The following is a 22,752-nucleotide window of genomic DNA, read 5'->3' on the forward strand; positions in this document are numbered from 1 at the left end:
GTGCTCATGCTTCTGGACACACCGTCCCTCTACTTCCGCGCCTTCTACGGCGTGCCCGAGTCGGTCAAGGCGCCCGACGGCTCCCCGGTCAACGCGGTGCGCGGGCTCATCGACATGATCGCCACGCTGGTCCGTCAGCACTCCCCGGCGGCGCTGGCCGCCACCATGGACGCCGACTGGCGGCCCGCCTTCAGGGTGGCGGCGATCCCGACCTACAAGGCGCACCGGGTGGCCCACGGCGACGTCGAGGAGGTGCCCGAGGCGCTGGTGCCGCAGATCGCCGTGATCAACCAGGTCCTCGACGCCGTGGGCATCGCCCGTCCCGAGTCGCCCGGCTACGAGGCCGACGACGTGATCGGCACCCTCACCCACCAGGCGCGCGGCGCCGTCGAGATCGTCACCGGCGACCGCGACCTGTTCCAGCTCGTCGACGACTCCCGCCCGGTCCGCGTCCTGTACACCGCGCGCGGCATCCGCAACCTGCAGTTCGTCGACGAGGCGTTCGTCACCGCCAAGTACGGCGTCCCCGGCCGCGCCTACGCCGACTTCGCCACCCTGCGCGGCGACCCCAGCGACGGCCTGCCCGGCGTGCCCGGCGTCGGCGAGAAGACGGCGGCGGCCCTGATCACCCGGTTCGGCTCGCTCGCCGCGCTGCTGGAGGCGCTCGACTCCGGCGTCACCGAGGGCTTCCCGGCCGGCAGCCGCAACCGCCTGGCCGCCGCCCGCGACTACCTCGACGCCGCGCCCGCCGTGGTCGAGGTGGCCTCCGACGCGCCGCTGCCCGGCGCCGACCTCACGCTGCCGGACAAGCCGCGCGACCCGGAGGCCCTGGTGGCCCTGGCCGACCGCTACGGCCTCGACAGCCCGCTCAACCGCCTGCTGGAGGCGCTCAGGAGCTGAGGAACTCGCGCACGGCGTCCTGGGCCGCTTCGCGCAGGCGGCCGTGCACGGCGGCGTTCTCCTCGCGGTCGGTGCGCACCTCCACCACCCGCGGCCCCTCGCCGCGCATCGCCTTGGACAGCTCGCTGACGTCCCCGAGCAGCGTGTACGGCGTCCCGCTCGCGGCGGCGGCGTAGGCCAGGTCCACGCCGTGCGGCGTGCCGAAGACGCGCTCGAACGGGTCGCGCACCGCCGCCTGCGGCAGCAGCGAGAAGATGCCGCCGCCGTCGTTGTTGACGACCACCATGCACAGGTCCGGCCTGGGCTCGCGGGGGCCGAGGATCAGCCCGTTCTGGTCGTGCAGGAACGACAGGTCGCCGAGCAGCGCGTACGAGGGCCCGTTGTGCGCCAGCGCGGCCCCCATGGCCGTGGACACCAGCCCGTCGATGCCCGAGGCGCCGCGGCTGGCCATGAGCCTGATGCCGCGCCGCGGCCGCATGAACTGGTCGAGGTCCCTGATCGGCATCGAGGAGCCGCAGAACAGCAGCGCGCCGTTGGGCAGCGCGTCGGCCAGGTCGCGGGCCAGGCGCGGCTCGGAGGTGCCGGAGACGTCCAGGACCGCGTCGAGGGCCGACCGGACGGCCGCGTCGGCCTGCCGCCAGGCGTGCAGCCAGCTGTCGTCGCCGGAGGCCACCGGGATCTCCACGGCCTGCGCGACCTGGGTGGCCGACCGGGTCGGGTCGGGCCAGCGGTCGAGGTCGGGGGCGACCACGATGTGCTCGTCCGTCCGCTTCAGCCACGACAGCAGCGGCCGTGACAAGCCGGGGCGGCCCAGCGTGACGACCACGTCGGGGCGGTGGGAGTCGGCGAACTCGGGCGTGCCGAGCAGGTAGTGGTAGCTGGAGATGGAGTGGTCGCCGTAGCGGGCGCCGCCGTTGGGCTCCGACAGCACCGGCCAGCCGGCCATGCCGGCGGCGGCCACGTAACGCCGGACGTTGGCCGCGCCGTCGCCGACGACCAGCACGCCGCGCCTGGTGGGCGGGATGTGCAGGGCGATGGGCGGGGGCGCGACGCGGGCCCGCACCCAGGGGCCGTTCGCGCCGCCGTCGAGCGGCTCGGACCAGCTCGTGTCGCCGTCGGGGATGAGCGGTTCCCGGAAGGCCAGGTTGAGGTGGACGGGGCCGGGGTTGGCCGCCCCGGCGGCCCGCTGGTAGGCGCGGCAGGCCAGCGAGCGCCAGTAGGCGACCATGCCGGGACGGTCCTCCGGCACGCCGACCTCGGCGAACCAGCGGACGGCGGTGCCGTACAGCTTGATCTGGTCGATGGTCTGGTTGGCGCCGGTGCCGCGCAGCTCGGGCGGACGGTCGGCGGTCAGGACGAGCAGCGGCACGCCCGACTCGTCGGCCTCGATCACGGCCGGATGGAAGTTGGCCGCGGCCGTGCCGGAGGAGCAGATCAGCGCCACCGGCCGCTCGGAGCGCTTGGCCAGGCCGAGCGCGAGGAAGGAGGCCGAGCGCTCGTCGATGCGCACGTGCAGGCGCACCCGCGACTCGGCGTGCAGCGCCAGGGCGAGGGGGGCCGAGCGGGAGCCGGGGGCGAGCACCACGTCGGTCAGGCCACAGCGCACCAGCTCGTCGACGAGCACGGTGGCCAGCGCGGTTGCGGGGTTCAAAGTGACGCCTCCTGCATCCGGCCGAGCCACTGGGGAGATTCAATCTCAAATTCCGACAAATGCTGAAAATTCACCGAGGGGCGGCGCACCGGGAGCCATCCGTCCACGGGCACCAGCGAGTCCTCCACCACGTCGCCCGCCAGCAGCGACATCGTGCCCAGCCCGCACGCGTACGGCAGCGACGGCAGCGCCGCCGCCAGCGCGACCCCCGCGGCCAGCCCCACCGACGTCTCCACGGCGCTGGAGACCACGGCGGGCAGCCCGCACGCCTCCACCACCCGCAGCGCGGCGCGCACCCCGCCCAGCGGCTGCACCTTGACCACCGCGATGTCGGCCGCCTCGGCCGCCCTCACCTTCAGCGGGTCCTCGGCGCGCCGGATCGACTCGTCGGCCGCGATCGGCACGTCGACCGCCTTGCGCACCGCCGCCAGCTCCTCCAGGGTCGCGCACGGCTGCTCGGCGTACTCCAGGCCGAACCGGTCGAGCTGCTTGAGCCGGGTGACGGCCTCGCCGACCTCCCAGGCGCCGTTGACGTCGACCCTCAGCCGCCCGGACGGCCCCAGGGCGTCGCGCACCGCCTCCACCCGCGCCAGGTCGTCGGCGAACGTCTGGCCGCGCTCGGCCACCTTGACCTTCGCCGTGCCGCAGCCGGCCCCCCGCACCAGCTCGTGGGCCTGCTCGGCGTCGACCGCGGGGACGGTGGCGTTGACCGGGACGCGGTCGCGCACCGGCTCGGGCCAGCCGTCGAAGGCGGCCTCACGGGCGCACGCCAGCCAGCGGGCGCACTCGCGCGGACCGTACTCGGGGAACGGGGAGAACTCGCCCCAGCCCGCCGGGCCGTGCAGCAGCACGCCCTCCCTGACGGTCTGCCCGCGAAACCGCGTCCGCATCGGAATCCGGAAGACCACGGGAGAACGCGTCACGACCCTACCCTGCACCTGTGTCCGACCTGTCGCCATTAACCTTACGAGCATGTGGAGGAACCCGTCGCATCCGGACCGTCCGCTGCATGCCATTGTGCAGCCTCCCGGCCCCGGCCTTTTCACCGCGATCCGCGACGCGCTCTCCGGCGACGGCCCGGCCGTCCTGCCGCTCCAGCCGGGCCACGAGCACCAGGCCCTCCAGGCGCTGCGGCCCACGCACGCCGGCGGTGAGCCGCGGCCCGGCGGCGAGGGCGTCCCCGCCGACGTGGCGGTCGTCATCGCCACCAGCGGCAGCACCGGCGTGCCCAAGGGCGTGCAGCTGTCGGCCACAGCCCTGCGCGCCTCGGCGTCGGCCTCGCTGAACAGGATCGGGGCCGCCGAGGGCGACCGGTGGCTGTGCTGCCTGCCCGTCTCCCACGTCTCCGGCCTGCAGGTGCTGGTCCGCGCCCTGCTGTCGGGCAGCGAGCCGATCATCCACCCCTCCTTCGACGTGCGGGCCGTGCTGACCTCCGGCGCCCACCACGTCTCCTTGGTGCCGACGCAGCTCCACCGGCTGGTCGAGACGGGCGCCGACCTGTCGGTGTTCCGCACGATCCTGCTCGGCGGCGCGGCGCCCAGGGCGGGGCTGGTCGAGCGGGCCGTGGAGCTCGGCGCCCGGGTGTTCACCACGTACGGGATGAGCGAGACGTGCGGCGGCTGCGTCTACGACGGCCGCCCCCTTTACGATGTAGATCTCAAAATCGGCGAGGACGGCCTGATCAGGATCGCCGGGCCCGTCCTCTTCTCCGGCTACCGCTTCGCCGGTCGTAGCGCCTTCGACGGCGACTGGTTCGTCACCTCCGACCTCGGCGAGCTGCACGAGGGCCGGCTGCGCGTGCTCGGCCGGGCCGACGACGTCGTCAACACCGGCGGCGAGAAGGTCGTGGCCGCCGTGGTCAGCGCGGTGCTCGGCACCCACCCCGAGGTCGCCGACGTGGCCGTGGCCGGCCTGCCCGACCCGGAGTGGGGCGAGGCGGTCACGGCGTTCGTGGTGCCGGCCGACCCGGCCGCGCCGCCCACGCTGGCCGAGCTGCGCGCCTACTGCCGCGACCGGCTGCCCGCCCACGCCGCGCCGCGCGACCTGCGGCTCCTCCCCCGCCTGCCGCTGCTGCCCAACGGCAAGACCGATCTCGTACGGCTGCGCACAGGAACCTGACGCGGTGCGGCTGCGTCATAACGGGGAGAAGGAAGGGAGCCTTCATGAACCAGACCCGCAAGATGTGGGCGTCCGCGGCGGTCGTCGGCGCGATCGTCGTCGGCGGCGCGTCGGTCGCGGCGGCCGCCTCGGCGGGCAAGCTCGACGCGGTCGCCAGGGAGACCCGGGCCGTGGTCGACCAGACAGCCGAGCAGGCGGCCGACCAGGCAGCCGAGCAGGCGTCGCCGACCGGCCGTCCGGTGCCCTCGCCCGGCGACACCGACGGCGTCGTGGTGTCCACGGAGGTCAATCCCGACCCGCGCGAGGTCATCGACTACTGGACCGACAAGCGCATGGAAGAGGCCGAGCCGATGCCCATGCCCGAGGGGACCGGAAGCTTCGAGGTGGCGGAGTAGTTCCCGCCTTCCAGGGGGTGGCACGCCCTCTGGGCATTCCGCCCCTTTTTCATCCCTCCGGGAACAAATAGCGGTGGATGGCGTTATTGATACTGGTGCGCCGTGCGGAGTGACCACCGCCCCACCACAACCTGCCTGATCGCTTCGACTCCGTACGGAGGAGGTGTCCTCATGCCCAGAACCGCCGTGGCGACCCCACCCGCGACTCTCGACCAGCTCATTGAACGAGGGCGAGCCCAGGGTCACCTTTCTCTGGCGGAGCTGCGCGACGCGTTCGCCGAGGCCGGCATCAGCCCCTCGGAAGGCCGCACGATCCTGCGCGAGCTCTCGGAGGCCGGTGTGAGCCTGGCTGCCGAGAACGAGCCGTCGCTGACCAAGACCGCCGCCAGGAAGACCACCCAGAAGACCGCGACCAAGAGCGCCCCCAAGCCGAGGAAGGCTTCCGGGGCAAAGGCTACCGGCCGCACGGCCGCCGAGGCAAAAAACCCGGTGGACGGCAAGCCGGAGCACGAGGAGGACGTGGCCCCCGACGACCTCGAACTGACGGCCGAGGACGCCGAGATCGAGACCGAGGCCATGGACCTCGACGACAACCAGTCCGTCATGGGCGACTCGGTGCACACGTACCTGAAGTCGATCGGCCGCCGGACCCTGCTCACCGCCGCCCAGGAGGTCGAGCTGGCCCGCCGGATCGAGGCCGGCCTGTACGCCGAGTACAAGCTGGAGACCGACCCGGACGTGCCGCCGTCCGCGCGCGACGACCTGCACCTGGTCATCGAGGACGGCCGGCAGGCCAAGGACCACATGCTGGAGGCCAACCTGCGCCTGGTGGTCTCGGTGGCCAAGAAGTACACCGACCGCGGCATGTCCCTGCTGGACGTCGTCCAGGAGGGCAACCTGGGGCTGATCAGGGCCGTGGAGAAGTTCGACTACACCAAGGGCTTCAAGTTCTCCACCTACGCCATGTGGTGGATCCGGCAGGCCATCCAGCGCGGCTTCGCCGACTCCGCCCGGACGATCCGGCTGCCCGTGCACGTGCTGGAGATGCTCTCCAAGCTGTCGCGGGTCGAGCGGGACATGCACCAGAGGCTGGGCCGCGAGCCCACGCCCGAGGAGCTGGCCGTCGAGCTCGACAAGACGCCGGACCAGATCGAGGAGCTGCTGCGCACCAGCCGCCAGCCGATCTCGCTCAACGCGACCATCGGCGAGGACGGCGAGACCACGATCGGCGACCTCATCGAGGACGTCGACTCGCCGGAGGCGTCGGAGATCGTCGACCGCCAGCTGCTGGGCGACCAGCTGCGCGGCGTGCTCGACAACCTCTCGCCCCGCGAGTCGAAGATCATGGCCCTGCGCTTCGGCCTGGTGGACGGCAAGCCGCACACGCTGGACGAGATCGGCAAGCGCCTCGGCCTGACCCGCGAGCGCATCCGCCAGCTGGAGAAGGAGTCGCTGTCGAAGCTGCGCCACCCGAGCAACACCCGCCCGCTGCTCGACTGGGCCAGCTGATCCGTACCACCCGGGCCGTCAGCCCTTGGCGGTGACGGCCCGGAACGCACGAAGAGCCCCGGCGCGCACGGCGCCGGGGCTTTCGTGTGCCTTCGGTCGGACCCTCCGGTCAGACGGTGGCGGGCACCGGCCGGGGCACGCGCGGGATGCCCCACATGCGGTTCTCCTCGCGCAGCGTGCGCAGCCGGTCGACCTCGGCCGTCCACATGGCCCCGCGGGGGGTGGCCCTGGCCTTGCGGCGCGCGATGCGGTCGTCGTAGGAGCGCACGCCGAACGTGGCCCGCTGCCCCGCCTCGGCGGCCCGCAGCGCCTCGGTCAGCGCGACGTCGAACGCCCGGCCCGCCGCCAGCAGCTCGATCTCGTCGGCCGCGGCCGCACGCAGGTCGCGCACGATCTGCTCGGCCTGCCTGGCCTTGTCAAGCAGCTGCGGGAAGCCCTTGGAGATCTCCTGGTCCGCGTGGTAGCGAACCTCGGCCTCCCGGCTCACCCGCGGACGGAAAAACGCCATCGACCCTGCCCTTCACGCAGTCTTTGCTGTTCAACCCACAAGGGTACGCCGTCCGACACCGCCCCCGAACACCGGGCGACGGACGGGGCCGCCCAGTAAGATGATCACCATGCCCGCAAAGAGACCTCCCGTCCCACTCTCCCGCGAGCGCATCATCGAGGCCGCACTCCACATCGCCGACAGCCAGGGGCTGCGCCGGCTCACCATGCGCCGGCTGGGCGACGCCCTGGAGGTGGAGGCCATGGCCATCTACCACCACCTGCCCCGCGGCAAGGAGGCGCTGATGGACGCGCTGGCCGAGCACGTCACGTCCGTGCACGTGGAGCAGGCGGCCACCTGGCAGGAGACGGCCAGGGCGTGGTGCCGGGCGGGCCGGGAGCTGCTGCGCGAGCATCCGGGCGTGCTGGCGCTGGCCCTGACCAAGCCGCCCAAGGGCGCCACCGCCGTCGCCATCAGGGAGCAGACCGAGCAGCTCGCCGACGGCGGCCTGAGCGACGCCCCCGAGGCCGTGCGCGCGCTGCGGGCGTTCGTGTTCGGCAGCGTGGCGGTCGAAGTCCAGCAATCCGGATGGGCTGACCCGGAAGTCGATGAATGGGTCAGGCGGGACGAAAGGGCGGATGTGGACTTCGAAAGAGGGCTCGACGCTTTGCTCAAGGGGTTGCAAACGTAGTGCGCGTGTCGCGCTTGGCCCGTTATCCTGCATAAGGCACGCTGTGTCGAAGGTCACACGACCGGGGGATCCTCCTGTAACAGTCCGAACGGGCTATGTCGGACCGTGTGACCCACGTCGCACACTTGCCAGAACAACAAACCCGAGCCGCTCCCGTCCCTCTCCCGGGAGCACCCACGAGATATCGGAGGCACGCCGATGTGCCCGCACGACCCGGCCTGTCCGTCTGCCGAGGCGCCGGACCGCGAGGCAGCACGCACCCTCGCATGCCACCCCGAGCAGGGGTGGAGCCTTCTCTGCAACGGCGTCGTCCTGTTCGAGGACACCGGGGAGCTGCTGCCCAGCGGCACCGTCATCGCGCCGCACCGGCCCGACCCCCTGGTGGGCGCCGCCTGACGGCGGCGTAATCACCGATCCACCGGGCCACGACCTCGCCCACCCGGGCGGGGTCCCGCTTCAGGTCGTGGCCCTCGCCCGGCAGCACCACCAACCGGGCGCAGTCCGCGGGATCCGGCACTCCGAACGGATCCCGGTCCCCGTTGACCACCAGCACGTCGACCCCGGCCCCGCGCAGCTCCTCGGCCCTGGAACGCTCCGGCCTGCCGGGCGGGTGCAGCGGGAAGGCCAGCGCCACCACCGCCGCCGCGCCCACCGCCGAGGCCGTACGGCAGGCCACCCGGGCGCCGTTGCTCCGGCCGCCCTGCACCAGCGGCAGCCCCGGCCACCCGGCGCGCAGCTCGCCCAGCACCACTTCCCAGGCCTCGTCCTGCCGGGCGGCCGAGCCCGGCGCCCGCGCCCCCGCGACCCGGAACGCCTGTGACACCCTGGCCACGGTCGCCCCCGCCCCCAGCGCGGCGTCACGGACGGCCAGCAGGTCGGGCGCGTCCACTCCCCCGGCCGAGCCGTGGGTCAGCACCAGCAGCAGCCGGGGCTCGGCCGCCTCGTCGACCTGCACCAGCGCCGGCCCCCGCGGAGTCATGATCTCCATGGCAGCACCGTACCTGGGGAGGATCCGCCGTTGGCTCCCAGGTCTGATGACGGCGCGCCGGACAACCGGGATGATGGCTTGCATGCCAGAGATGCGCCCCATCCGGGATGACCTGCAGGCCACCCTCGACGCCCGCCGCGACCTCGGCCCCGACTACGAGGCCGCGCTCGTCGAGTCCTTCGTCGAACGGCTCGACGCCACCATCGCCGCCCGCGTCCAGGCCGAGCTGAGCGGCCACGACCTCACCCCGGCCAAGCCCAAGCAGCGGCAGAACAACGGCGCGGCCATGATCCCCGTCGCGCTGGGCTCGATGGGCCTCGGCATCCCGCTGACCGCCATCGCGTCCGGCAACTCGGGGCTGGTCGGCCTGACGATCACGTGGCTGGCGATCGTCGCCATCAACGTGGCCGCCGCCGTGGCCATCATGCGCCGCGGCTGAGCCTTCCCCTCAGGCGGCGCTCAGGCGTCGCGGTGGAAACGCAGCCGGACCTCGGCGGCCATGGTCTGGTCCTCGTGCTCCAGGCCGTAGGTCCACACCTGGCCGGCGTCCTCGGTGCGCCCGCGCAGCGGCAGCGTGCGCGCCAGCAGCTCGATGGCCAGCGCGCCCGTCTGGGGGTCGGCCCCGCTCTCGACGGCCTCGGCGAACTCGGCGCAGGCCAGTTCCAGGTGCGCGATGCCGAGCAGCACCCGCAGGCCCGGCAGCTCCCGCGCCGGGGCGAACTCCAGCGCGTCCAGCAGCAGCCCGGCGGCCTCCCCCGGGTCGCCGTACTCCAGCAGCGTCTCGGCGAGCTGGCGGGCCGCGTGCGCGGCGGCCTCGGCGTCGCCTGAGTCAAGGCTCGCGTCGAGGGCCGAGCGCAGCTCCTTGCCGGCCTCCTGCGGGCTGCCGGCCAGCCGGGCCAGCGCGAGGTGCGCCAGCGGGACGTAGGCCGGGGTGCCGACGCCGAGCACGGCCTGCCAGGCGGCCCTGGCCTGGTCGTCGCGGCCCTCGCGCTCGAAGCCCTGGGCCAGGTGGCAGGCGGCCTGGGCGGCGTACTCGGGATGGCCGGTGGCCAGCGCGGTGCGGGCCGCGGCGCGGGCGGCCTCGGTGTCGCCGCGCTCGTCGAGCACCACGGCCAGCCCCACGGCGGCCTGGGCCCGGTCGGGGCTGTCGGGGTCGGCGACCAGCTCGGTCAGGATCGCCGCCGCACCCTCCAGGTCGCCGCCCTCGGCCAGCCGGCGGGCGGTGTCGAGCGGCGGGGTCTGCAGCTCTGAGAACGTCAAGAGAGCTCCTTCCGGCGACGGATCGCACCGAGCCTAACGGCTCGTCGCGATCATGTCTGCTCACTTGACGGTGCAGGACTGGGCCGGGTCCGGCGCGGGCCCCCGGGCGGGGACCCGCGCGGGCGGATCAGTCCTCGTACGCCTCCAGCGGCGGGCAGGAGCACACCAGGTTGCGGTCGCCGTACGCCTGGTCGATGCGGCGCACCGGCACCCAGTACTTGCCCTCGCGCAGCGAGGCCACCGGGTAGGCCGCCTCGGTCCGCGAGTACGGGTGGGCCCACTCGTCGGCGGTGACCGACTCGGCCGTGTGCGGCGCGTTGCGCAGCGGGTTGTCGGTCTTGTCGTAGTCGCCGGAGGCCACCTTGGCGATCTCGCCGCGGATGGCGATCATGGCGTCCACGAACCGGTCGAGCTCGCCCAGGTCCTCGCTCTCGGTCGGCTCGATCATCAGCGTGCCGGCCACCGGGAACGACATGGTCGGCGCGTGGAAGCCGTAGTCGATCAGGCGCTTGGCCACGTCGTCGACGGTGACGCCGGTCTCCTTGGTGATCTGGCGCAGGTCCACGATGCACTCGTGGGCCACCAGGCCGCCGCGGCCGGTGTAGAGCACCGGGTAGTGCGGGGCCAGCCGCCTGGCCAGGTAGTTGGCCGACAGGATGGCCTGCTCGGTGGCCGCGGTGAGGCCCTCGGAGCCCATCATCCGCACGTACGCCCACGAGATCGGCAGGATGCCCGCCGAGCCGTACGGGGCGGCCGAGACCGGGCCGACCGGGCTGCCGTCGCGCAGCGGGTGGCCGGGCAGGTAGGCGGCCAGGTGGCCGCGGACCGCGACCGGGCCGACGCCGGGGCCGCCGCCGCCGTGCGGGATGCAGAACGTCTTGTGCAGGTTCAGGTGGGACACGTCGGCGCCGAACTCGCCCGGCTTGGCCAGGCCCACCAGGGCGTTGAGGTTGGCGCCGTCGACGTAGACCTGGCCGCCGGCCTCGTGCACCTTGGCGCAGACCTCGGTGATCGACTCCTCGTACACGCCGTGCGTGGACGGGTACGTCACCATGATCGCGGCGAGCTTGTCGCGGTGCTTGGCGATCTTGGCGTCGAGGTCGGCCAGGTCGATGTTCCCGTCGCTGTCGCAGGCCACGACCACGACCCGCATGCCCGCCATGACGGCGCTGGCCGCGTTCGTGCCGTGGGCCGAGGACGGGATCAGGCACACGTCCCGCTCGGTGTCGCCGTTGGCCTGGTGGTAGGCGCGGATGGCCAGCAGGCCGGCGAACTCGCCCTGGGAGCCGGCGTTCGGCTGGATGGAGACCGCGTCGTAGCCGGTCACCTCGGCCAGCCAGCCCTCCAGGGTGCCGACGAGCTCCCGGTAGCCCTCGGTCTGGGCCTCCGGCGCGTACGGGTGCACGCCGGCGAACTCCGGCCAGGTGATCGGCTCCATCTCGGTGGTCGCGTTCAGCTTCATCGTGCACGAGCCGAGCGGGATCATCGAACGGTCGAGCGCGATGTCCTTGTCCTGCAGCCTGCGCAGGTAGCGCAGCATCGCGGTCTCGGAGCGGTGACTGTGGAAGACCGGGTGGGTCAGGTAGTCCGACTCGCGCAGCAGTTCGGCCGGCAGCGCGTCGGCCTCCAGCGCCACGTCCTCGCGCTCGACGCCGAAGGCGGCCCACACCTTGACCAGTTCGGCCGCGCCGGTCTTCTCGTCGCAGGCGATCGAGACGTGGTCGTCGCCGGCCTGCCACAGGTTGACGCCCCGCTCGGCGGCGGCGGCCACCACCTCGGCGGCCCTGCCGGGCACACGGACGAGCACGGTGTCGAAGAACTCGCCGTGCACGACCTCCAGGCCGGCCTCGCGCAGCCCGCCGGCCAGCGCGACGGCGTGCCGGTGCACGCGGTGCGCGATCCGGCGCAGGCCCTCGGGGCCGTGGTAGACGGCGTACATGCCGGCGATCACGGCCAGCAGGACCTGGGCGGTGCAGATGTTGCTGGTGGCCTTCTCGCGGCGGATGTGCTGCTCGCGGGTCTGCAGGGCCAGCCGGTAGGCGGGGTCGCCGTCGACGTCGACCGACACGCCGACCAGGCGGCCGGGCATCTGCCGCTGCAGGCCCTCGCGTACGGACATGTAGGCCGCGTGCGGCCCGCCGAACCCGAAGGAGACGCCGAAGCGCTGGGAGGAGCCGACGGCGATGTCGGCGCCCAGCTCGCCGGGGGCGGCCACCAGCGTGAGGGCCAGCAGGTCGGCGGCGGCCACGACGAGCGCGCCCGCCTCGTGCGCCCTGGCGGCCACGTCGCGGAAGTCGCGCAGGCGGCCCGAGGCGCCCGGGTACTGGACGAGCACGCCGAAGCACTCCGGCAGCTCGCCGTCGAGGTCGTGCTCGACCAGCGTGATGCCGAGCGGCTCGGCGCGGGTGGCCAGCACGGCCTTGGTCTGGGGCAGCGTGTCGGCGTCGACCACGAACACGTCGCTCTTGGACCTGCCGGCCCGGCGGGCCAGCGTCATGGCCTCGGCCGCGGCGGTGGCCTCGTCCAGCAGGGAGGCGCCCGCGACGTCGAGGCCGGTCAGGTCGGAGACGACCGTCTGGAAGTTCAGCAGCGCCTCCAGGCGGCCCTGCGAGATCTCCGGCTGGTACGGCGTGTAGGCGGTGTACCAGCCCGGGTTCTCCAGCAGGTTGCGCCGGATGACGGCGGGCGTGACGGTGTCGTAGTAGCCCAGGCCGATCATGGAGGTCAGCACCCGGTTGCGGGAGGCCAGCTCGCGCAGCTCGGCGATGGCCTCGGTCTCGCTCGCGGCGGCCGGCAGCTTGAGCCGGTCCTTGACCCTGATGGCCTCGGGCACGGCCACGGCCACCAGATCGCCGACGGACTCGAAGCCCACGGCCTCGAGCATGCGCTGCTGCTCGGACTCGGATGGGCCGATGTGCCTGGACGAGAACGGCGGAGCGGACAGGTCGGTCATGGAGGTTGCCTCCCGAGGCTTGGAGACCGGCGCCAGGGCGCGGGCGAGTGCCGGATCTCCCCCTCTGTCATCGCGACGTCATCGCGACCTGAGAGCTTCACCCCACCATGGGGCTTGCACCGTCGGTGAGGTGCGCCTGGCGGGCGCACCTGCTTTCCAGAGTTGCCTCACCCGAGCGGTACGGGATGCCTGAGAGATTCCGGGGAGGGTTGCTCCTTCGGCGCCCCAGGACCGAAGCCCAGGGACTCTCCCGCACGGGGTCATCAGCCTTACTCTGTCCTAGATTACTACGGTGTGTTCAGCGGTTCAGCTCACCCCGTGCGGCGTGCGCGACGCCGCTTGGCGAGCTCGTCAGCGGGATGGTCGGCCGGGACGGTGTCCTCGACCGCCGCCCGTTCCCCCGGCAGCTCCGCGAGGGAGCCCTCGACCTCTCGCCAGACCCGGCCGAGCGCGATGCCGAACACGCCCTGGCCGCCCTGGAGGAGATCGATCACCTCGTCGGCCGAGGTGCACTCGTAGACGCTGACACCGTCGCTCATGAGCGTGATCTGCGCGAGGTCGGCGACCCCGCGGTCACGCAGATGCTGCACCGCGGTGCGGATCTGCTGCAACGACACCCCGGTGTCGAGCAGCCGTTTGACGACCTTGAGCACCAGGATGTCGCGGAAGCTGTAGAGCCGCTGCGAGCCCGAGCCGTGCGCGGCTCTTATCGTGGGCTCGACCAGGCCCGTGCGCGCCCAGTAGTCGAGCTGCCTGTAGGTGATGCCGGCCGCCGAGCAGGCTGTGGGCCCGCGGTATCCGATGTCGTCGGGCACCGTCGCGGGCTGCTCGTCGAAGAGCAGTCCCTGCTCTCCGGCACGCTGCCGCGCGCTCTCGCGCCGCACCGGATCTTCCTGGCCGGCCGTCTTTCCCTCGCCGCTGCTGACCGCCACGCGGACCTCCGGCTTTCTCTCATCCCATGGCCTGATCTGGGGGTTCGTAAAGGGCGACCACGGGTTTCACTTGCACCGTAGGACCGTGACCATGCTCAGTCAACGATCCGGCTCGGCGCGTCGTGAAGCGTAAATGCACTGAAATACCTACCCCGCCCTGCCGAAGTCCTCGGGAGTGATCGTGTCAAGGAACTCCCTGAACTTCTCCACCTCGTCCTCCTGGTCGTCAGGGATGATCACACCGGCCTCCTGGACGACCTCTTCGCTGGCGAAGATGCGCGCGCCGGTGCGCAGCGCCAGGGCGATGGAGTCGGAGGGGCGGGCGCTGACCTCCACGCCGTTGGAGAACACCAGGTCGGCGAAGAAGATGCCGTCACGCAGGGCCACGATGTTGACCGCGCGCAGCCCGACGCCGAGCGCGCTCAGCACGTCCCTGAACAGGTCGTGGGTGAGCGGCCGGGGCGGCGGCTCCTCGGCCTGCGCCAGGGCGATCGCGGTCGCCTCGGTCATGCCGATCCAGATCGGAAGGAACCGTTCCCCGTGTGCCTCCTTGAGCAAGACGATCGGCTGATTTGTGGGCATCTCAACTCGAACGCCCACGACCTCCATCTGCAACACGGGCTGCTCCGTATTCGGCCGGCCGGTCACCCGGCACAGCTGTTGACTGGGTCGTTTCTGCTACACGCCTATGCATTTCAACGTAACACCCGGCAGGCCTGGAATGTGCCCCGGCCTTCCAGCTCTGTGCCCTCAGCGGCCCAGGACAGACCTGACGCCGAGACGGACCAGCGAGGCGTGCAGGTCGAGCAGGAGCGTGGACAGCTCCCTGGCGGCCTCGTCGGCCTCGCCGATGGCACCGGGCGCGCGCCGCTTGAGTATGGGCGCGACGGTCTGCTCGACCAGCCCGCACTCCCGCTCGGCGGCGGCCTTGACCGCGCGCAGATGGCGGGCGTGCAGGCCGAAGCGGGCCAGGGCGCCGACGCTGCGCGCGATCTTCAGCGCCTCCTCGTCGTAGCGCCTGGCCACGGGGGCGAGCAGGCCGTAGTCCTCCAGCTCGGCGAGGGTCTCCTCGTCGATGCCGGCCGCCTCCAGCAGCTGGGCCCGGTCGTACCGGATCTCCTGGGTCTGCTGCACCGCGCGCGGACGGCCGAAGCTCTCGGCCATCCTGTCCTTGATCACCCGCAGCGGCAGGTAGTGGTCGCGCTGCTCGGTCAGGATGAAACGCAACTGCTCGACGTGGAGATGGGTGAACTTGCGGTAGCCCGAGGGGCTGCGCTCGGGCTCGATCAGCCCCTCACCCTCCAAGAAGCGGATCTTGGACACGGTGACGTCGGGGAACTCGCCCTGCAGCAGGGCGAGCACCTCCCCGATGCTCATGTGCGAGCGTGCCGCCTGTGAGCTCATGCGCCGGCGTTGACCCTCATCAGGAAGACGAGGCGGAACTTGCCGATCTGCACCTCGTCTCCGGAGTGCAGGGGAACCTCCTCGATGCGCTCCCGGTTGACGTAGGTGCCGTTGAGGCTGCCCACGTCGCGTACGGAGAACTGGCCGCCGCGGTGGCGGTAGAACTCCACGTGGCGGCGGGAGACGGTGATGTCGTCGAGGAAGATGTCGCTCTCCGGGTGGCGCCCGGTCGTGGTGAGGTCTTTGTCCAGCCGGAACCGGCTGCCCTGGTTGGGCCCTCTGGTCACCGTGAGCAACGCCGTGCCGGGCGGGAGCTGTTCGACCAGCGCCCGTTCGGCCAGGAGCATGTCGCCTGTCTCAGCCTCGTACGCCTCGATTCCCGCGACCGAGATCGTCGACGTGGTGTCCCCGGAGACCTCGGGTCTGGTCAGCGGTGACCCACAGCGGGAACAGAAACGGGCATCCTCGGGGTTGGCGTGCCCGCACTGCGTGCAGTAGACGCTCGGCATCGATCGGCTCGGCCTCCTACCGCGAAGACGCGGCGACGGTGCTGGGGACGCGCCTGCCTTCGCTCTTCAAGTTTGCGAATGCCGCAACTTACGCTGATCAGCGGCAAAGGTCAAGGCGGGGCGCTGGACTGCGGTTCGGACGCTGACAAAGTTACCGCCGCCCCCACCCCGTGGTCCATGCCGCCGCGCGTTTCTACATTACGATCTTGCGGCACTCCGCGCGCACATCTCGGGCGAAGGCTTTTCCGCTACTCTACGTGATCAGACGGCCGCCTGCTCGACCACGCGGGCCCACCGTTCGAGCAATGCCTGCGCGCCGTCCATGTCGGGGGCCTCGGCCCACAGCTCGGTGACCGGCTCGGCGGCGGCGGGCAGGATCAGCACCCACGACCCGTCGTCGCGGGCGACCCGCACGCCGTCGGTGGTGTCCACGCGCCAGCCGTCGGGCTCGGCCTCGGCGGCCTCGATGACCGAGCGCATCACCGCGCCCTTGGCCGCCCACTGGGTCGGGACGCTCCGGCGCAGCAGCTTGACCTCGGGGATCCTGGCGTCGATCTGGCTGAGCGACAGCCGGGTGCGGGCCACCAGGCCCAGCAGGCGCATGAACGCGGCCAGGCCGTCGATGGCGGGGCTGAACTCCGGCACGACGAACCCGCCGCGCCCGTCGGCCGCGAAGATCATGTCGGGGCCCTGGGCGGCGGAGGTCAGGGCGTCGAGCGCGGTCGAGGTCCACTGCACCTGCACGCCGTGGAAGCGGCAGACCTGCTCGGCGACCCGCGTGGTGGTGACCGGCAGGGCCACCCGGCCGCCCCGGCGCTCGGCCGCCACCAGGTCCAGCACGACCAGCAGGGCGCGCTCCTCGCTGATGAGCTGGCCGGTCTCGTCCACCAGCGCGATGCGCTCCCCGACCGGGTCGAAGCGGACGCCGAAGGCCGCCCGCGAGGAGCTGACCAGCTCCGACAGGCGTTGCAGGTCGCGCCGGCGCTCGGCCAGCGTCTCGGTGGGCGAGACGTCGTCCAGCCGGGCGTTGACGGTGAGCACCTCGACGCCGGCGCGGCTGAGCAGCGTGGGCATCACCAGGGAGGAGGTGCCGCCGGCGCAGTCGACCACGACCTTCATGTCCCTGACGCCGGTGACGCCGATGGCCCGCATCAGCTCGTGCGTGTAGCCCTCGACGGCCCTGGCCGGGTAGTGCAGCTCGGCGATCTCGCCGGGGAAGGCCCGCCGGTACTCCTGGCGGGAGAAGACCCGCTCCAGCTTGCGCTGGGCGGCCGGGGGCAGGTCGGCGCCGCGGTCGTCCATGATGACGATGTCGACGCTCTGTGGGTCGCCGGGCGTGGTGCGCAGCGCGATGCCGCCGGCGGCCGACTCGCGGGCGGTGTGGAAGCGGGCCACGGGCAGCGGCGCGGCCTCCAGGTCCAGGACGTTGATCGCGGCGGCGGTCAGGGCGCCGATGACGGCCCGCTTGAGCGCCCTTGCGGCCAGGGAGCAGTCGCGGGAGGTGACGACGTAGGCGCCCTTGCGCAGGGTGGTGGCGTACGCGCCGGCCAGCCGGACGCACAGCTCGGCGGTGATCTCGACGTTGACCAGGCCGCTGACCCCGCGCGGGCCGAACAGGTTGCGCTGGCCGCGCGACTCCCAGATGACGCTGGTGTTGACGACCGCGCCGGCCTCGATGGTCTTGAACGGGTAGACCTTGACGCCGCTGGAGACGTACGCCTCGGCCTCGATGACGCACTCGTCGCCGATGACGGCGTTCTCCTCGACGCGGGCGCCGCCCATGACGTCGGTGCTCTTGCCGATGACGCAGCCGCGCAGGTGGGCGCCGGGGCCGAGGTAGACGTTGTCGTGGACGACCGCGCGGTGCAGGAAGGCGCCCTCGCGCACGACCGCGTTGTTGCCCAGCACGGTGTACTCGCGCAGTTCGGCGCCCGCCTCCACCTTGGCGTAGTCGCCGATCAGCAGCGGGCCCTTCAGGACGGCGTCGGGGTCGACCGTGGCCGAGTCGGCCACCCAGACGCCCGGGGAGAGCTCGAAGCCGCCGATGTCGAGGCGGACCCGGCCGGACAGCGCGTCGGCCTGGGCCTTGAGGTAGCTGGCGTGGGTGCCGACGTCCTCCCAGTAGCCGTCGGCGACGTAGCCGTAGATGGGGGCGCCGCGTTCCAGGAGGGCGGGGAAGACGTCCGAGGACCAGTCGACCGGTTCGCCGTCGGCCACGGCGTCGAGGATCTCGGGCTCCATGACGTAGATGCCGGTGTTGACGGTGTCGGAGAAGACCTGGCCCCAGGTGGGCTTCTCCAGGAAGCGCTGAACGCGTCCGTTCTCGTCGAGGATGATGATCCCGAATTCGAGCGGGTTGGGAACGCGCTTCAGACCGATGGTGACAAGAGCCGAATTTTCGCGATGAAAACGGATCATGTCGGATAAGTCGATATCTGTGAGGGCGTCGCCGGAGATGACCAGGAAGCGGTCGTCGCGCAGGCGGGCGGCGGCGTTCTTCACGCTGCCCGCGGTGCCGAGCGGCAGGTCCTCGGTGGCGTACTGGAGGTTCATGCCCAGCTCGTCGCCGTCGCCGAAGTAGTTGCGCACGAGGGCGGCCAGGAACTGCAGGGTGACGACCGTCTCGGTGATGCCGTGCCGTTTGAGCAGGCGCAGGACGTGTTCCATGATCGGGCGGTTGGCCACCGGGAGCAGAGGTTTGGGCTGGTTGGCGGTCATCGGACGCAGCCGAGTCCCCTCCCCGCCCGCCATGACGACCGCCTTCACCCGATCACTCCTTCGTGGTCGCGGTTACGAGTTGGCGCACCTGCACCACATACAGGATCCCTGCCCACCAATACAGGCCGGTGCCCCAGATCGCGAAGGCCCACCCGGCAATTCGCGCTATATCGGCATACCACCCGGTGTGGGAGGCGAGGAAGAGCAGCGGGAAGGCGTACATGAGGTTGAACATGGCGGCCTTGCCCAGGAAATGCACCTGAAGTGCCTTATATCCGTGTTTGCGAAGTACGGGGAACGAACAGGCGACGAAGAGCTCCCGCGCCACGATGACGGCCACCAGCCACCACGGGATGACCTCGCGCAGCAGCAGCGCCAGGATCGTGGCGAAGACGTACAGCTTGTCGGCGGCCGGGTCGATCACCCGGCCGAGCTTGCTGGTCTGGTTGAACGCGCGAGCGATCTTGCCGTCGAGCCAGTCGGTGAACCCGGCCACGATGAGGATGCCGATGGCCCACCCGTCCGCCCTGGGCCCCAGAACCAACCAGAGGAACACGGGCACGCCGAGCAGGCGCAGGAAGCTCAGCAGGTTGGGAACCGTCCAGATCCGGTCCTCGGCGGAAGTTTCGCTCACGCAGAGACCCTACTGCGTGGAACTCCGGCACAGACGCCCCACCAGCGACCATTCCCCGCGGGGCCGGTGGGGGTTGATGGCGTTTCGCGGCATGTGGGGGCGGGAAAAGCCTGGATGATCGATCCCCCCGCGCTGCCGGCCTGCCTTGGGGGGATCGGATGTGGCCCTGGGAGTCCGGCGTGCTGCGGGACGCGCCGGAGATCGCCTTGTTCCTCTGCCTGGCCCTCGGGTTCGCCCTGGGCCGGCTCAGGTTCCGCGGGGTGGCCCTCGGCGGCGCGGCCGGGACGCTGGCCGTCGCCCTCGCCGCGGGGCTGCTGACCGGCGGCGTCGAGGTCCACCAGCAGGTGCGCGTGATCGCCTTCTCGATCTTCGCCTTCACCCTCGGCTACACCCTCGGGCCCGCCTTCTTCGCCGCGTTCACCGGGAGCAACCTGCGGTACCTGTGGTTCACGGTCGTCGAGGTCGTCGGGGCGCTGGCGGTCGCGGCGCTGGTGGCGGACGCGCTCGGGCTCGACCCGGGCACCACGGCGGGGCTGGTCGCCGGGGCGGCGGCCGGGCCGGTGGCGCTGGGCACGGCGTCCGACGCCCTGCAGGCCGCCGGGATCGCGCACCAGGCGCTCGGGCCCGCGTACGTCCTGTCCTACCTCCTCGCCCTGGTCACCGTCGCGCTGCTGACCGTCAGGGCCGCGCCCGCGGCGCTCCGGTTCGACCCCGGGGAGGAGGCCGCGGCGCTGTGGCGGCGGCTGGACGGCGCGGAGGAGACGCCGCCGCCTTCGGTGCTGGGCCGGGCCCACCAGGTCACCACCGGCGAGGGCAGGACGGTCGGGCAGGCGGAGATCGCCATGGGCACCCGGGTCTCGGTGGAGCGGCTGCGCAGGAACGGCCGCCCGATCCCGTTCGGCCCCGACACGCTGCTCCAGCGGGACGACGAGGTCGTGGTGGTCGGCGTGCGGCAGGACGTCGTCAACGCCGGCGCGGTGGTCGGGCCCGAGGTGCCGGGCGGGCGGGAGCTCGACCTGGACGTGGAGGTGGCCGACGTCATGCTCGGAAGCCGGCCGCCGGCGACCGTGCGCGACCTGCGCGCCGGGCTGTCCGGCCAGGGGGTGCAGGACCTGCACGTGTGCGAGGTGCGGCGGGTGGGGTGCCGGTTGCCGGTCAGGCCGGGCACGCGGCTGTGCGCCGGTGACGTGGTGCGGGTGACCGGGCTGAAGCGGGACGTGGACCGGGCGGCGTCCTGGCTCGGGGCGCGGGCGGAGGCCGGGCGGCGGGCCGACGTCGTCTACCTGGCCGCCGGGCTCGTGGCGGGGCTGGTGGCGGGCCTGGCGGGCGGCCTGACGGCCTCGCTCGGCTGCCTGGCGGCCGGGCTGGTGTTCGGCCGGGCACGGACCGGACGGGCCGGCTTCGGCCAGTACGACGCCGGCGCCGCCCGGGTGGTGGGCGAGGTGGCGCTCGGCGTGTTCGTGGCGGCGCTCGGGCTGTCGGCCGGCCCGGCGGCGGTGGAACTGGTGGCGCGGCACGCCTGGCAGGTGGCCCTGGGCGCGGTCGCCACGGCGGCGGTGCCGGTGGTGATCTCGCTGGCGCTGGGGGCCAAGCTGATGATGCTGCCGCCGCCGCTGGTGCTGGGCGCGGTGACCGGGCAGCACGGCCTGACGACCGTCCTGGGCGGGGTGCGGGTGAGGTCGGGGAACGGGACGCCGCTGCTGGCGTACACGGTGGTGCACGCGTTGTCGGGGGCCGTGCTGGCCCTGCTGGGCCCCGCCGCGGTGGCCCTGGCCCGCTGGGTGGGCGCCTGAGCGCCCGGCCCCAGGGCGGCCGGGCGGGCGGTCAGGTGCGCAGGAAGGCGTGGGTGTATCCCACGGGCTCGAAGCCGAGGCGGGCGTAGAACTCGCGTGGCCAGTCGGCGGCGTCGGCGACCAGGAACGTCAGCTCGGTGTCGGCCGTGGCGGCCAGCAGCGCGGTCAGCAGGGCGCGGGCGTGGCCCTGGCCGCGGTGGCGGCCGAGGGTGTAGACGTTCTCGATCTGGGCGACGCCTTCGTGCACGTAGAGGTCGGCGTGCGCGGCGATCTGCCCGCCGGGGGCGCGTACGGCGTGGAACTCGACCCGGTCCGCGCCGGACACGCGGGCCGCGGCGCGGGCGGCGAGCCCGTCGGCCACGCCCGGCGACGCCTGCGGCAGCGACTCGCGCCACTCCTCGCGCAGCACGGGCAGCAGCTCCTCCAGCGTGAGCGGCTCGGTGGCGACGGCGGGCGCGGCGGGACGGGCGCCGCGGAAGGCCATGACGACGTTGGTCTCGTGGCCGTAGCCGGCGGCGGCGAAGGCGGGCCGGAACTCCTGGCCCAGCCGGTCGTCGTCGACGCACACCAGCCGGTGGCCGAGCCCGGCGAGCCGCTCCTCGGCGGCCGCGAGCACCGGCTCCGGGCGGCCGCTGCGGACCACGAGCTTGTTGTCGTCGTGGGACATCGGGTAGCGCTCGTCGAGCACCGCGAACCCGCCGGGCACCGGCGCCACGACGGGCGCCTTGCGCCGGGCGAAGCCGTGCACGAAGGAAAGGGCCCGCGCCAGCTCGTCAGCCACCGCGCGCGGCCCGCAGGAAGGCCCTGATCAGGGCGAAGTCCTTGACGCCCGGCGCGGTCTCGACGCCGCTGGACACGTCGACCCCCCACGGGCGGGCGGCCTCGACGGCCTCGGCCACGTTGGCCGGGTCGAGCCCGCCGGCCAGCATCCACCGGCCGGACGGGCGGCCGCGCACCGCCGCCCAGTCCCACGGCTCCCCCGAGCCGGGACGCGGGGCGTCGACGATGAGCAGGTCTTCGTCGTAGGCGCCGCACCGCAGGTCGGCGGCGGCGTCGACGGCCCGCACGAGCGGCCGGCCGAGGTCTTTCAGCGCGGTGAAGTCGGCGTGCGGGTGGTGGCCGTGGAGCTGCACGGCGCGCACGCCCGAGGCCAGCGCGGCGGCCCGGACCTCCTCGGGGGTCTCGCCCCGGAAGACGCCCACGGTGAGCACGTGGGCCGGGATCGGCGCGGCCAGCTCGGCCGCCCGCTCGGGCGTGACCCTGCGCGGGCTCCGGGTGAGCACGAACCCGATGGCGTCGGCGCCCGCCTCGACGGCGGCCTCGACGTGCTCGGGCTCGCTCAACCCGCAGATCTTCACATACACACCTCAGACCTTAGCGGCGCCGCGCGGCCGACGGCGACCACGACCAGACCAGCAGCGCGCCGATGAGGCCGAACAGCAGCACCCCGTTGGGCAGGTGGGCGCCCAGCCAGAGCCAGGTGACGTGCTGGAGCCCGCCGACGACGAACAGCGCGACGCTGGCCCACACCGGCCAGCCGGCGCCGCGGCCGGGCCGCCAGACCAGGATCGCCAGCACGATCTGCACGAGCGCCACCAGGTGGACGACCATGCCCGCCATGACGTGCGTCTCGGCCACCGGGCCGCCGCCCGCCGACACGGCCTGCCCGGCGAACGAGGCGGCCACGAGCAGCGCGGCCGCCTGGGCGATGATGGCGACGCGCAGGCTGTGGAGCAGCCCGGCCGACACCTGCCGGGTCGTGCCGGGACGAGGCATGACCTGTGTCTCCCCCATGATGTGGATCCTTTCT

General features: G+C 72.7%; 23 protein-coding genes and 1 riboswitch. Of the genes, 8 read left to right on the forward strand and 15 right to left on the reverse strand.

Annotated features, from left to right (window positions below; translation table 11 throughout):
- The first annotated feature begins 6 nt into the window (after positions 1-6).
- Entirely contained in the window at positions 7-900 is an 894-nt protein-coding gene (locus ACIBQ8_RS07285) for a 5'-3' exonuclease H3TH domain-containing protein (protein ID WP_397191632.1), read from the forward strand.
- On the opposite strand, the gene menD is transcribed toward ACIBQ8_RS07285, so the two are convergent.
- Together menD and ACIBQ8_RS07295 are read right to left on the reverse strand one after the other, a co-directional pair.
- Positions 890-2,551, reverse strand: a complete 1,662-nt coding sequence (gene menD / locus ACIBQ8_RS07290; protein ID WP_387675445.1) for a 2-succinyl-5-enolpyruvyl-6-hydroxy-3-cyclohexene-1-carboxylic-acid synthase — start codon at positions 2,549-2,551, stop codon at positions 890-892. The two genes, ACIBQ8_RS07285 and menD, sit on opposite strands and share 11 nt — an antisense overlap.
- Positions 2,548-3,441: an o-succinylbenzoate synthase gene (locus tag ACIBQ8_RS07295; RefSeq protein ID WP_397191633.1), complete on the reverse strand. Its 894-nt coding sequence runs from the start codon at positions 3,439-3,441 to the stop codon at positions 2,548-2,550. The genes menD and ACIBQ8_RS07295 overlap by 4 nt, the downstream gene beginning before the upstream one ends.
- 82 nt (positions 3,442-3,523) lie before the next feature.
- On the opposite strand from ACIBQ8_RS07295, the gene ACIBQ8_RS07300 reads away from it, so the two are divergent.
- The 3 genes from ACIBQ8_RS07300 (at position 3,524) to ACIBQ8_RS07310 (ending at position 6,573) form a co-directional block, all read left to right on the forward strand.
- Entirely contained in the window at positions 3,524-4,669 is a 1,146-nt protein-coding gene (locus ACIBQ8_RS07300; RefSeq protein WP_397191446.1) for an AMP-binding protein, read from the forward strand.
- 44 nt (positions 4,670-4,713) lie between these two features.
- Positions 4,714-5,064, forward strand: a complete 351-nt coding sequence (locus tag ACIBQ8_RS07305; protein WP_397191447.1) for a hypothetical protein — start codon at positions 4,714-4,716, stop codon at positions 5,062-5,064.
- Positions 5,065-5,235: 171 nt separating this feature from the next.
- Entirely contained in the window at positions 5,236-6,573 is a 1,338-nt protein-coding gene (locus ACIBQ8_RS07310) for an RNA polymerase sigma factor (protein WP_397191448.1), read from the forward strand.
- 109 nt (positions 6,574-6,682) lie between these two features.
- Here the strand turns inward: ACIBQ8_RS07310 and ACIBQ8_RS07315 are convergent, their stop codons facing one another.
- Entirely contained in the window at positions 6,683-7,081 is a 399-nt protein-coding gene (locus tag ACIBQ8_RS07315) for a hypothetical protein (RefSeq protein WP_352331214.1), read from the reverse strand.
- Positions 7,082-7,190: 109 nt separating this feature from the next.
- Between ACIBQ8_RS07315 and ACIBQ8_RS07320 the strand changes: the two genes are divergently transcribed.
- The gene (locus ACIBQ8_RS07320) at positions 7,191-7,751 is read left to right on the forward strand and encodes a TetR/AcrR family transcriptional regulator C-terminal domain-containing protein (protein ID WP_397174065.1); all 561 of its coding nucleotides are present in this window, start codon (positions 7,191-7,193) and stop codon (positions 7,749-7,751) included.
- Between the two features lie 198 nt (positions 7,752-7,949).
- Entirely contained in the window at positions 7,950-8,147 is a 198-nt protein-coding gene (locus ACIBQ8_RS07325) for a DUF5999 family protein (RefSeq protein ID WP_125637444.1), read from the forward strand.
- On the opposite strand, the gene ACIBQ8_RS07330 is transcribed toward ACIBQ8_RS07325, so the two are convergent.
- Positions 8,104-8,739 (reverse strand): alpha/beta family hydrolase, encoded by a 636-nt coding sequence (locus ACIBQ8_RS07330; RefSeq protein ID WP_397191449.1) that lies wholly within the window; start codon positions 8,737-8,739, stop codon positions 8,104-8,106. The genes ACIBQ8_RS07325 and ACIBQ8_RS07330 overlap by 44 nt on opposite strands.
- Before the next feature lie 82 nt (positions 8,740-8,821).
- Between ACIBQ8_RS07330 and ACIBQ8_RS07335 the strand changes: the two genes are divergently transcribed.
- A complete protein-coding gene (locus ACIBQ8_RS07335) occupies positions 8,822-9,178 on the forward strand; it encodes a hypothetical protein (RefSeq protein WP_397174061.1) in 357 nt (118 codons plus the stop codon).
- Positions 9,179-9,198: 20 nt separating this feature from the next.
- On the opposite strand, the gene ACIBQ8_RS07340 is transcribed toward ACIBQ8_RS07335, so the two are convergent.
- The 8 genes from ACIBQ8_RS07340 to ACIBQ8_RS07375 all read right to left on the reverse strand — a co-directional run bounded on the left by ACIBQ8_RS07340 (position 9,199) and on the right by ACIBQ8_RS07375 (position 19,149).
- Complete coding sequence (locus tag ACIBQ8_RS07340) at positions 9,199-9,999, reverse strand: hypothetical protein (protein ID WP_397174059.1); 801 nt, start codon at positions 9,997-9,999, stop codon at positions 9,199-9,201.
- Positions 10,000-10,126: 127 nt separating this feature from the next.
- Entirely contained in the window at positions 10,127-12,952 is a 2,826-nt protein-coding gene (gene gcvP / locus ACIBQ8_RS07345; RefSeq protein WP_397191450.1) for an aminomethyl-transferring glycine dehydrogenase, read from the reverse strand.
- 166 nt (positions 12,953-13,118) lie between these two features.
- Positions 13,119-13,215, reverse strand: a riboswitch (glycine riboswitch).
- A 48-nt stretch (positions 13,216-13,263) separates the two neighbouring features.
- On the reverse strand, positions 13,264-13,884 hold the full coding sequence (locus ACIBQ8_RS07350; RefSeq protein WP_352325612.1) for a MerR family transcriptional regulator: 621 nt from the start codon (positions 13,882-13,884) through the stop codon (positions 13,264-13,266).
- Between the two features lie 147 nt (positions 13,885-14,031).
- Complete coding sequence (locus tag ACIBQ8_RS07355; RefSeq protein ID WP_090771501.1) at positions 14,032-14,502, reverse strand: bifunctional nuclease family protein; 471 nt, start codon at positions 14,500-14,502, stop codon at positions 14,032-14,034.
- A gap of 132 nt (positions 14,503-14,634) precedes the next feature.
- Positions 14,635-15,261, reverse strand: a complete 627-nt coding sequence (locus ACIBQ8_RS07360) for a MerR family transcriptional regulator (RefSeq protein WP_397174055.1) — start codon at positions 15,259-15,261, stop codon at positions 14,635-14,637.
- Between the two features lie 23 nt (positions 15,262-15,284).
- Positions 15,285-15,797, reverse strand: coding sequence for an FHA domain-containing protein (locus ACIBQ8_RS07365; RefSeq protein WP_352325615.1), 513 nt, complete (start codon positions 15,795-15,797; stop codon positions 15,285-15,287).
- 261 nt (positions 15,798-16,058) lie between these two features.
- Positions 16,059-18,563, reverse strand: coding sequence for a sugar phosphate nucleotidyltransferase (locus ACIBQ8_RS07370; RefSeq protein WP_397191451.1), 2,505 nt, complete (start codon positions 18,561-18,563; stop codon positions 16,059-16,061).
- Between the two features lie 4 nt (positions 18,564-18,567).
- Positions 18,568-19,149: a CDP-alcohol phosphatidyltransferase family protein gene (locus ACIBQ8_RS07375; RefSeq protein ID WP_364337341.1), complete on the reverse strand. Its 582-nt coding sequence runs from the start codon at positions 19,147-19,149 to the stop codon at positions 18,568-18,570.
- A 158-nt stretch (positions 19,150-19,307) separates the two neighbouring features.
- Between ACIBQ8_RS07375 and ACIBQ8_RS07380 the strand changes: the two genes are divergently transcribed.
- The gene (locus tag ACIBQ8_RS07380; protein WP_397191452.1) at positions 19,308-20,942 is read left to right on the forward strand and encodes a hypothetical protein; all 1,635 of its coding nucleotides are present in this window, start codon (positions 19,308-19,310) and stop codon (positions 20,940-20,942) included.
- 31 nt (positions 20,943-20,973) lie between these two features.
- Here ACIBQ8_RS07380 and ACIBQ8_RS07385 read toward each other — a convergent pair whose 3' ends face one another.
- From ACIBQ8_RS07385 to ACIBQ8_RS07395, 3 genes are read right to left on the reverse strand one after another with little or no spacing between them, the layout of a single operon-like run.
- Positions 20,974-21,723, reverse strand: a complete 750-nt coding sequence (locus ACIBQ8_RS07385) for a GNAT family N-acetyltransferase (RefSeq protein ID WP_397174049.1) — start codon at positions 21,721-21,723, stop codon at positions 20,974-20,976.
- Positions 21,716-22,306 carry a phosphoribosylanthranilate isomerase gene (locus tag ACIBQ8_RS07390; protein WP_397191453.1) on the reverse strand — a complete coding sequence of 197 codons (591 nt, stop codon included), beginning with the start codon at positions 22,304-22,306 and terminating at the stop codon, positions 21,716-21,718. The genes ACIBQ8_RS07385 and ACIBQ8_RS07390 overlap by 8 nt, the downstream gene beginning before the upstream one ends.
- A gap of 10 nt (positions 22,307-22,316) precedes the next feature.
- Positions 22,317-22,736 (reverse strand): hypothetical protein, encoded by a 420-nt coding sequence (locus ACIBQ8_RS07395; RefSeq protein ID WP_397174046.1) that lies wholly within the window; start codon positions 22,734-22,736, stop codon positions 22,317-22,319.
- Positions 22,737-22,752: the final 16 nt, after the last annotated feature.

The sequence above is a fragment of the Nonomuraea sp. NPDC049646 genome (genome assembly GCF_044465525.1).
Lineage (GTDB): Bacteria > Actinomycetota > Actinomycetes > Streptosporangiales > Streptosporangiaceae > Nonomuraea.

Bases quoted from the DNA above. Each gene is read 5' to 3' on its own strand.
- ACIBQ8_RS07310 (WP_397191448.1), top strand. From the start codon at position 5,236: ATGCCCAGAACCGCCGTGGCGACCCCACCCGCGACTCTCGACCAGCTC.
- ACIBQ8_RS07295 (WP_397191633.1), bottom strand. From the start codon at position 3,441: ATGCGGACGCGGTTTCGCGGGCAGACCGTCAGGGAGGGCGTGCTGCTG.
- ACIBQ8_RS07305 (WP_397191447.1), top strand. From the start codon at position 4,714: ATGAACCAGACCCGCAAGATGTGGGCGTCCGCGGCGGTCGTCGGCGCG.
- ACIBQ8_RS07395 (WP_397174046.1), bottom strand. From the start codon at position 22,736: ATGGGGGAGACACAGGTCATGCCTCGTCCCGGCACGACCCGGCAGGTG.
- ACIBQ8_RS07365 (WP_352325615.1), bottom strand. From the start codon at position 15,797: ATGCCGAGCGTCTACTGCACGCAGTGCGGGCACGCCAACCCCGAGGAT.
- ACIBQ8_RS07325 (WP_125637444.1), top strand. From the start codon at position 7,950: ATGTGCCCGCACGACCCGGCCTGTCCGTCTGCCGAGGCGCCGGACCGC.
- ACIBQ8_RS07285 (WP_397191632.1), top strand. From the start codon at position 7: ATGCTTCTGGACACACCGTCCCTCTACTTCCGCGCCTTCTACGGCGTG.
- ACIBQ8_RS07380 (WP_397191452.1), top strand. From the start codon at position 19,308: ATGTGGCCCTGGGAGTCCGGCGTGCTGCGGGACGCGCCGGAGATCGCC.
- ACIBQ8_RS07300 (WP_397191446.1), top strand. From the start codon at position 3,524: ATGTGGAGGAACCCGTCGCATCCGGACCGTCCGCTGCATGCCATTGTG.
- ACIBQ8_RS07320 (WP_397174065.1), top strand. From the start codon at position 7,191: ATGCCCGCAAAGAGACCTCCCGTCCCACTCTCCCGCGAGCGCATCATC.
- ACIBQ8_RS07360 (WP_397174055.1), bottom strand. From the start codon at position 15,261: ATGAGCATCGGGGAGGTGCTCGCCCTGCTGCAGGGCGAGTTCCCCGAC.
- gcvP (WP_397191450.1), bottom strand. From the start codon at position 12,952: ATGACCGACCTGTCCGCTCCGCCGTTCTCGTCCAGGCACATCGGCCCA.
- ACIBQ8_RS07315 (WP_352331214.1), bottom strand. From the start codon at position 7,081: ATGGCGTTTTTCCGTCCGCGGGTGAGCCGGGAGGCCGAGGTTCGCTAC.
- ACIBQ8_RS07335 (WP_397174061.1), top strand. From the start codon at position 8,822: ATGCCAGAGATGCGCCCCATCCGGGATGACCTGCAGGCCACCCTCGAC.
- ACIBQ8_RS07330 (WP_397191449.1), bottom strand. From the start codon at position 8,739: ATGGAGATCATGACTCCGCGGGGGCCGGCGCTGGTGCAGGTCGACGAG.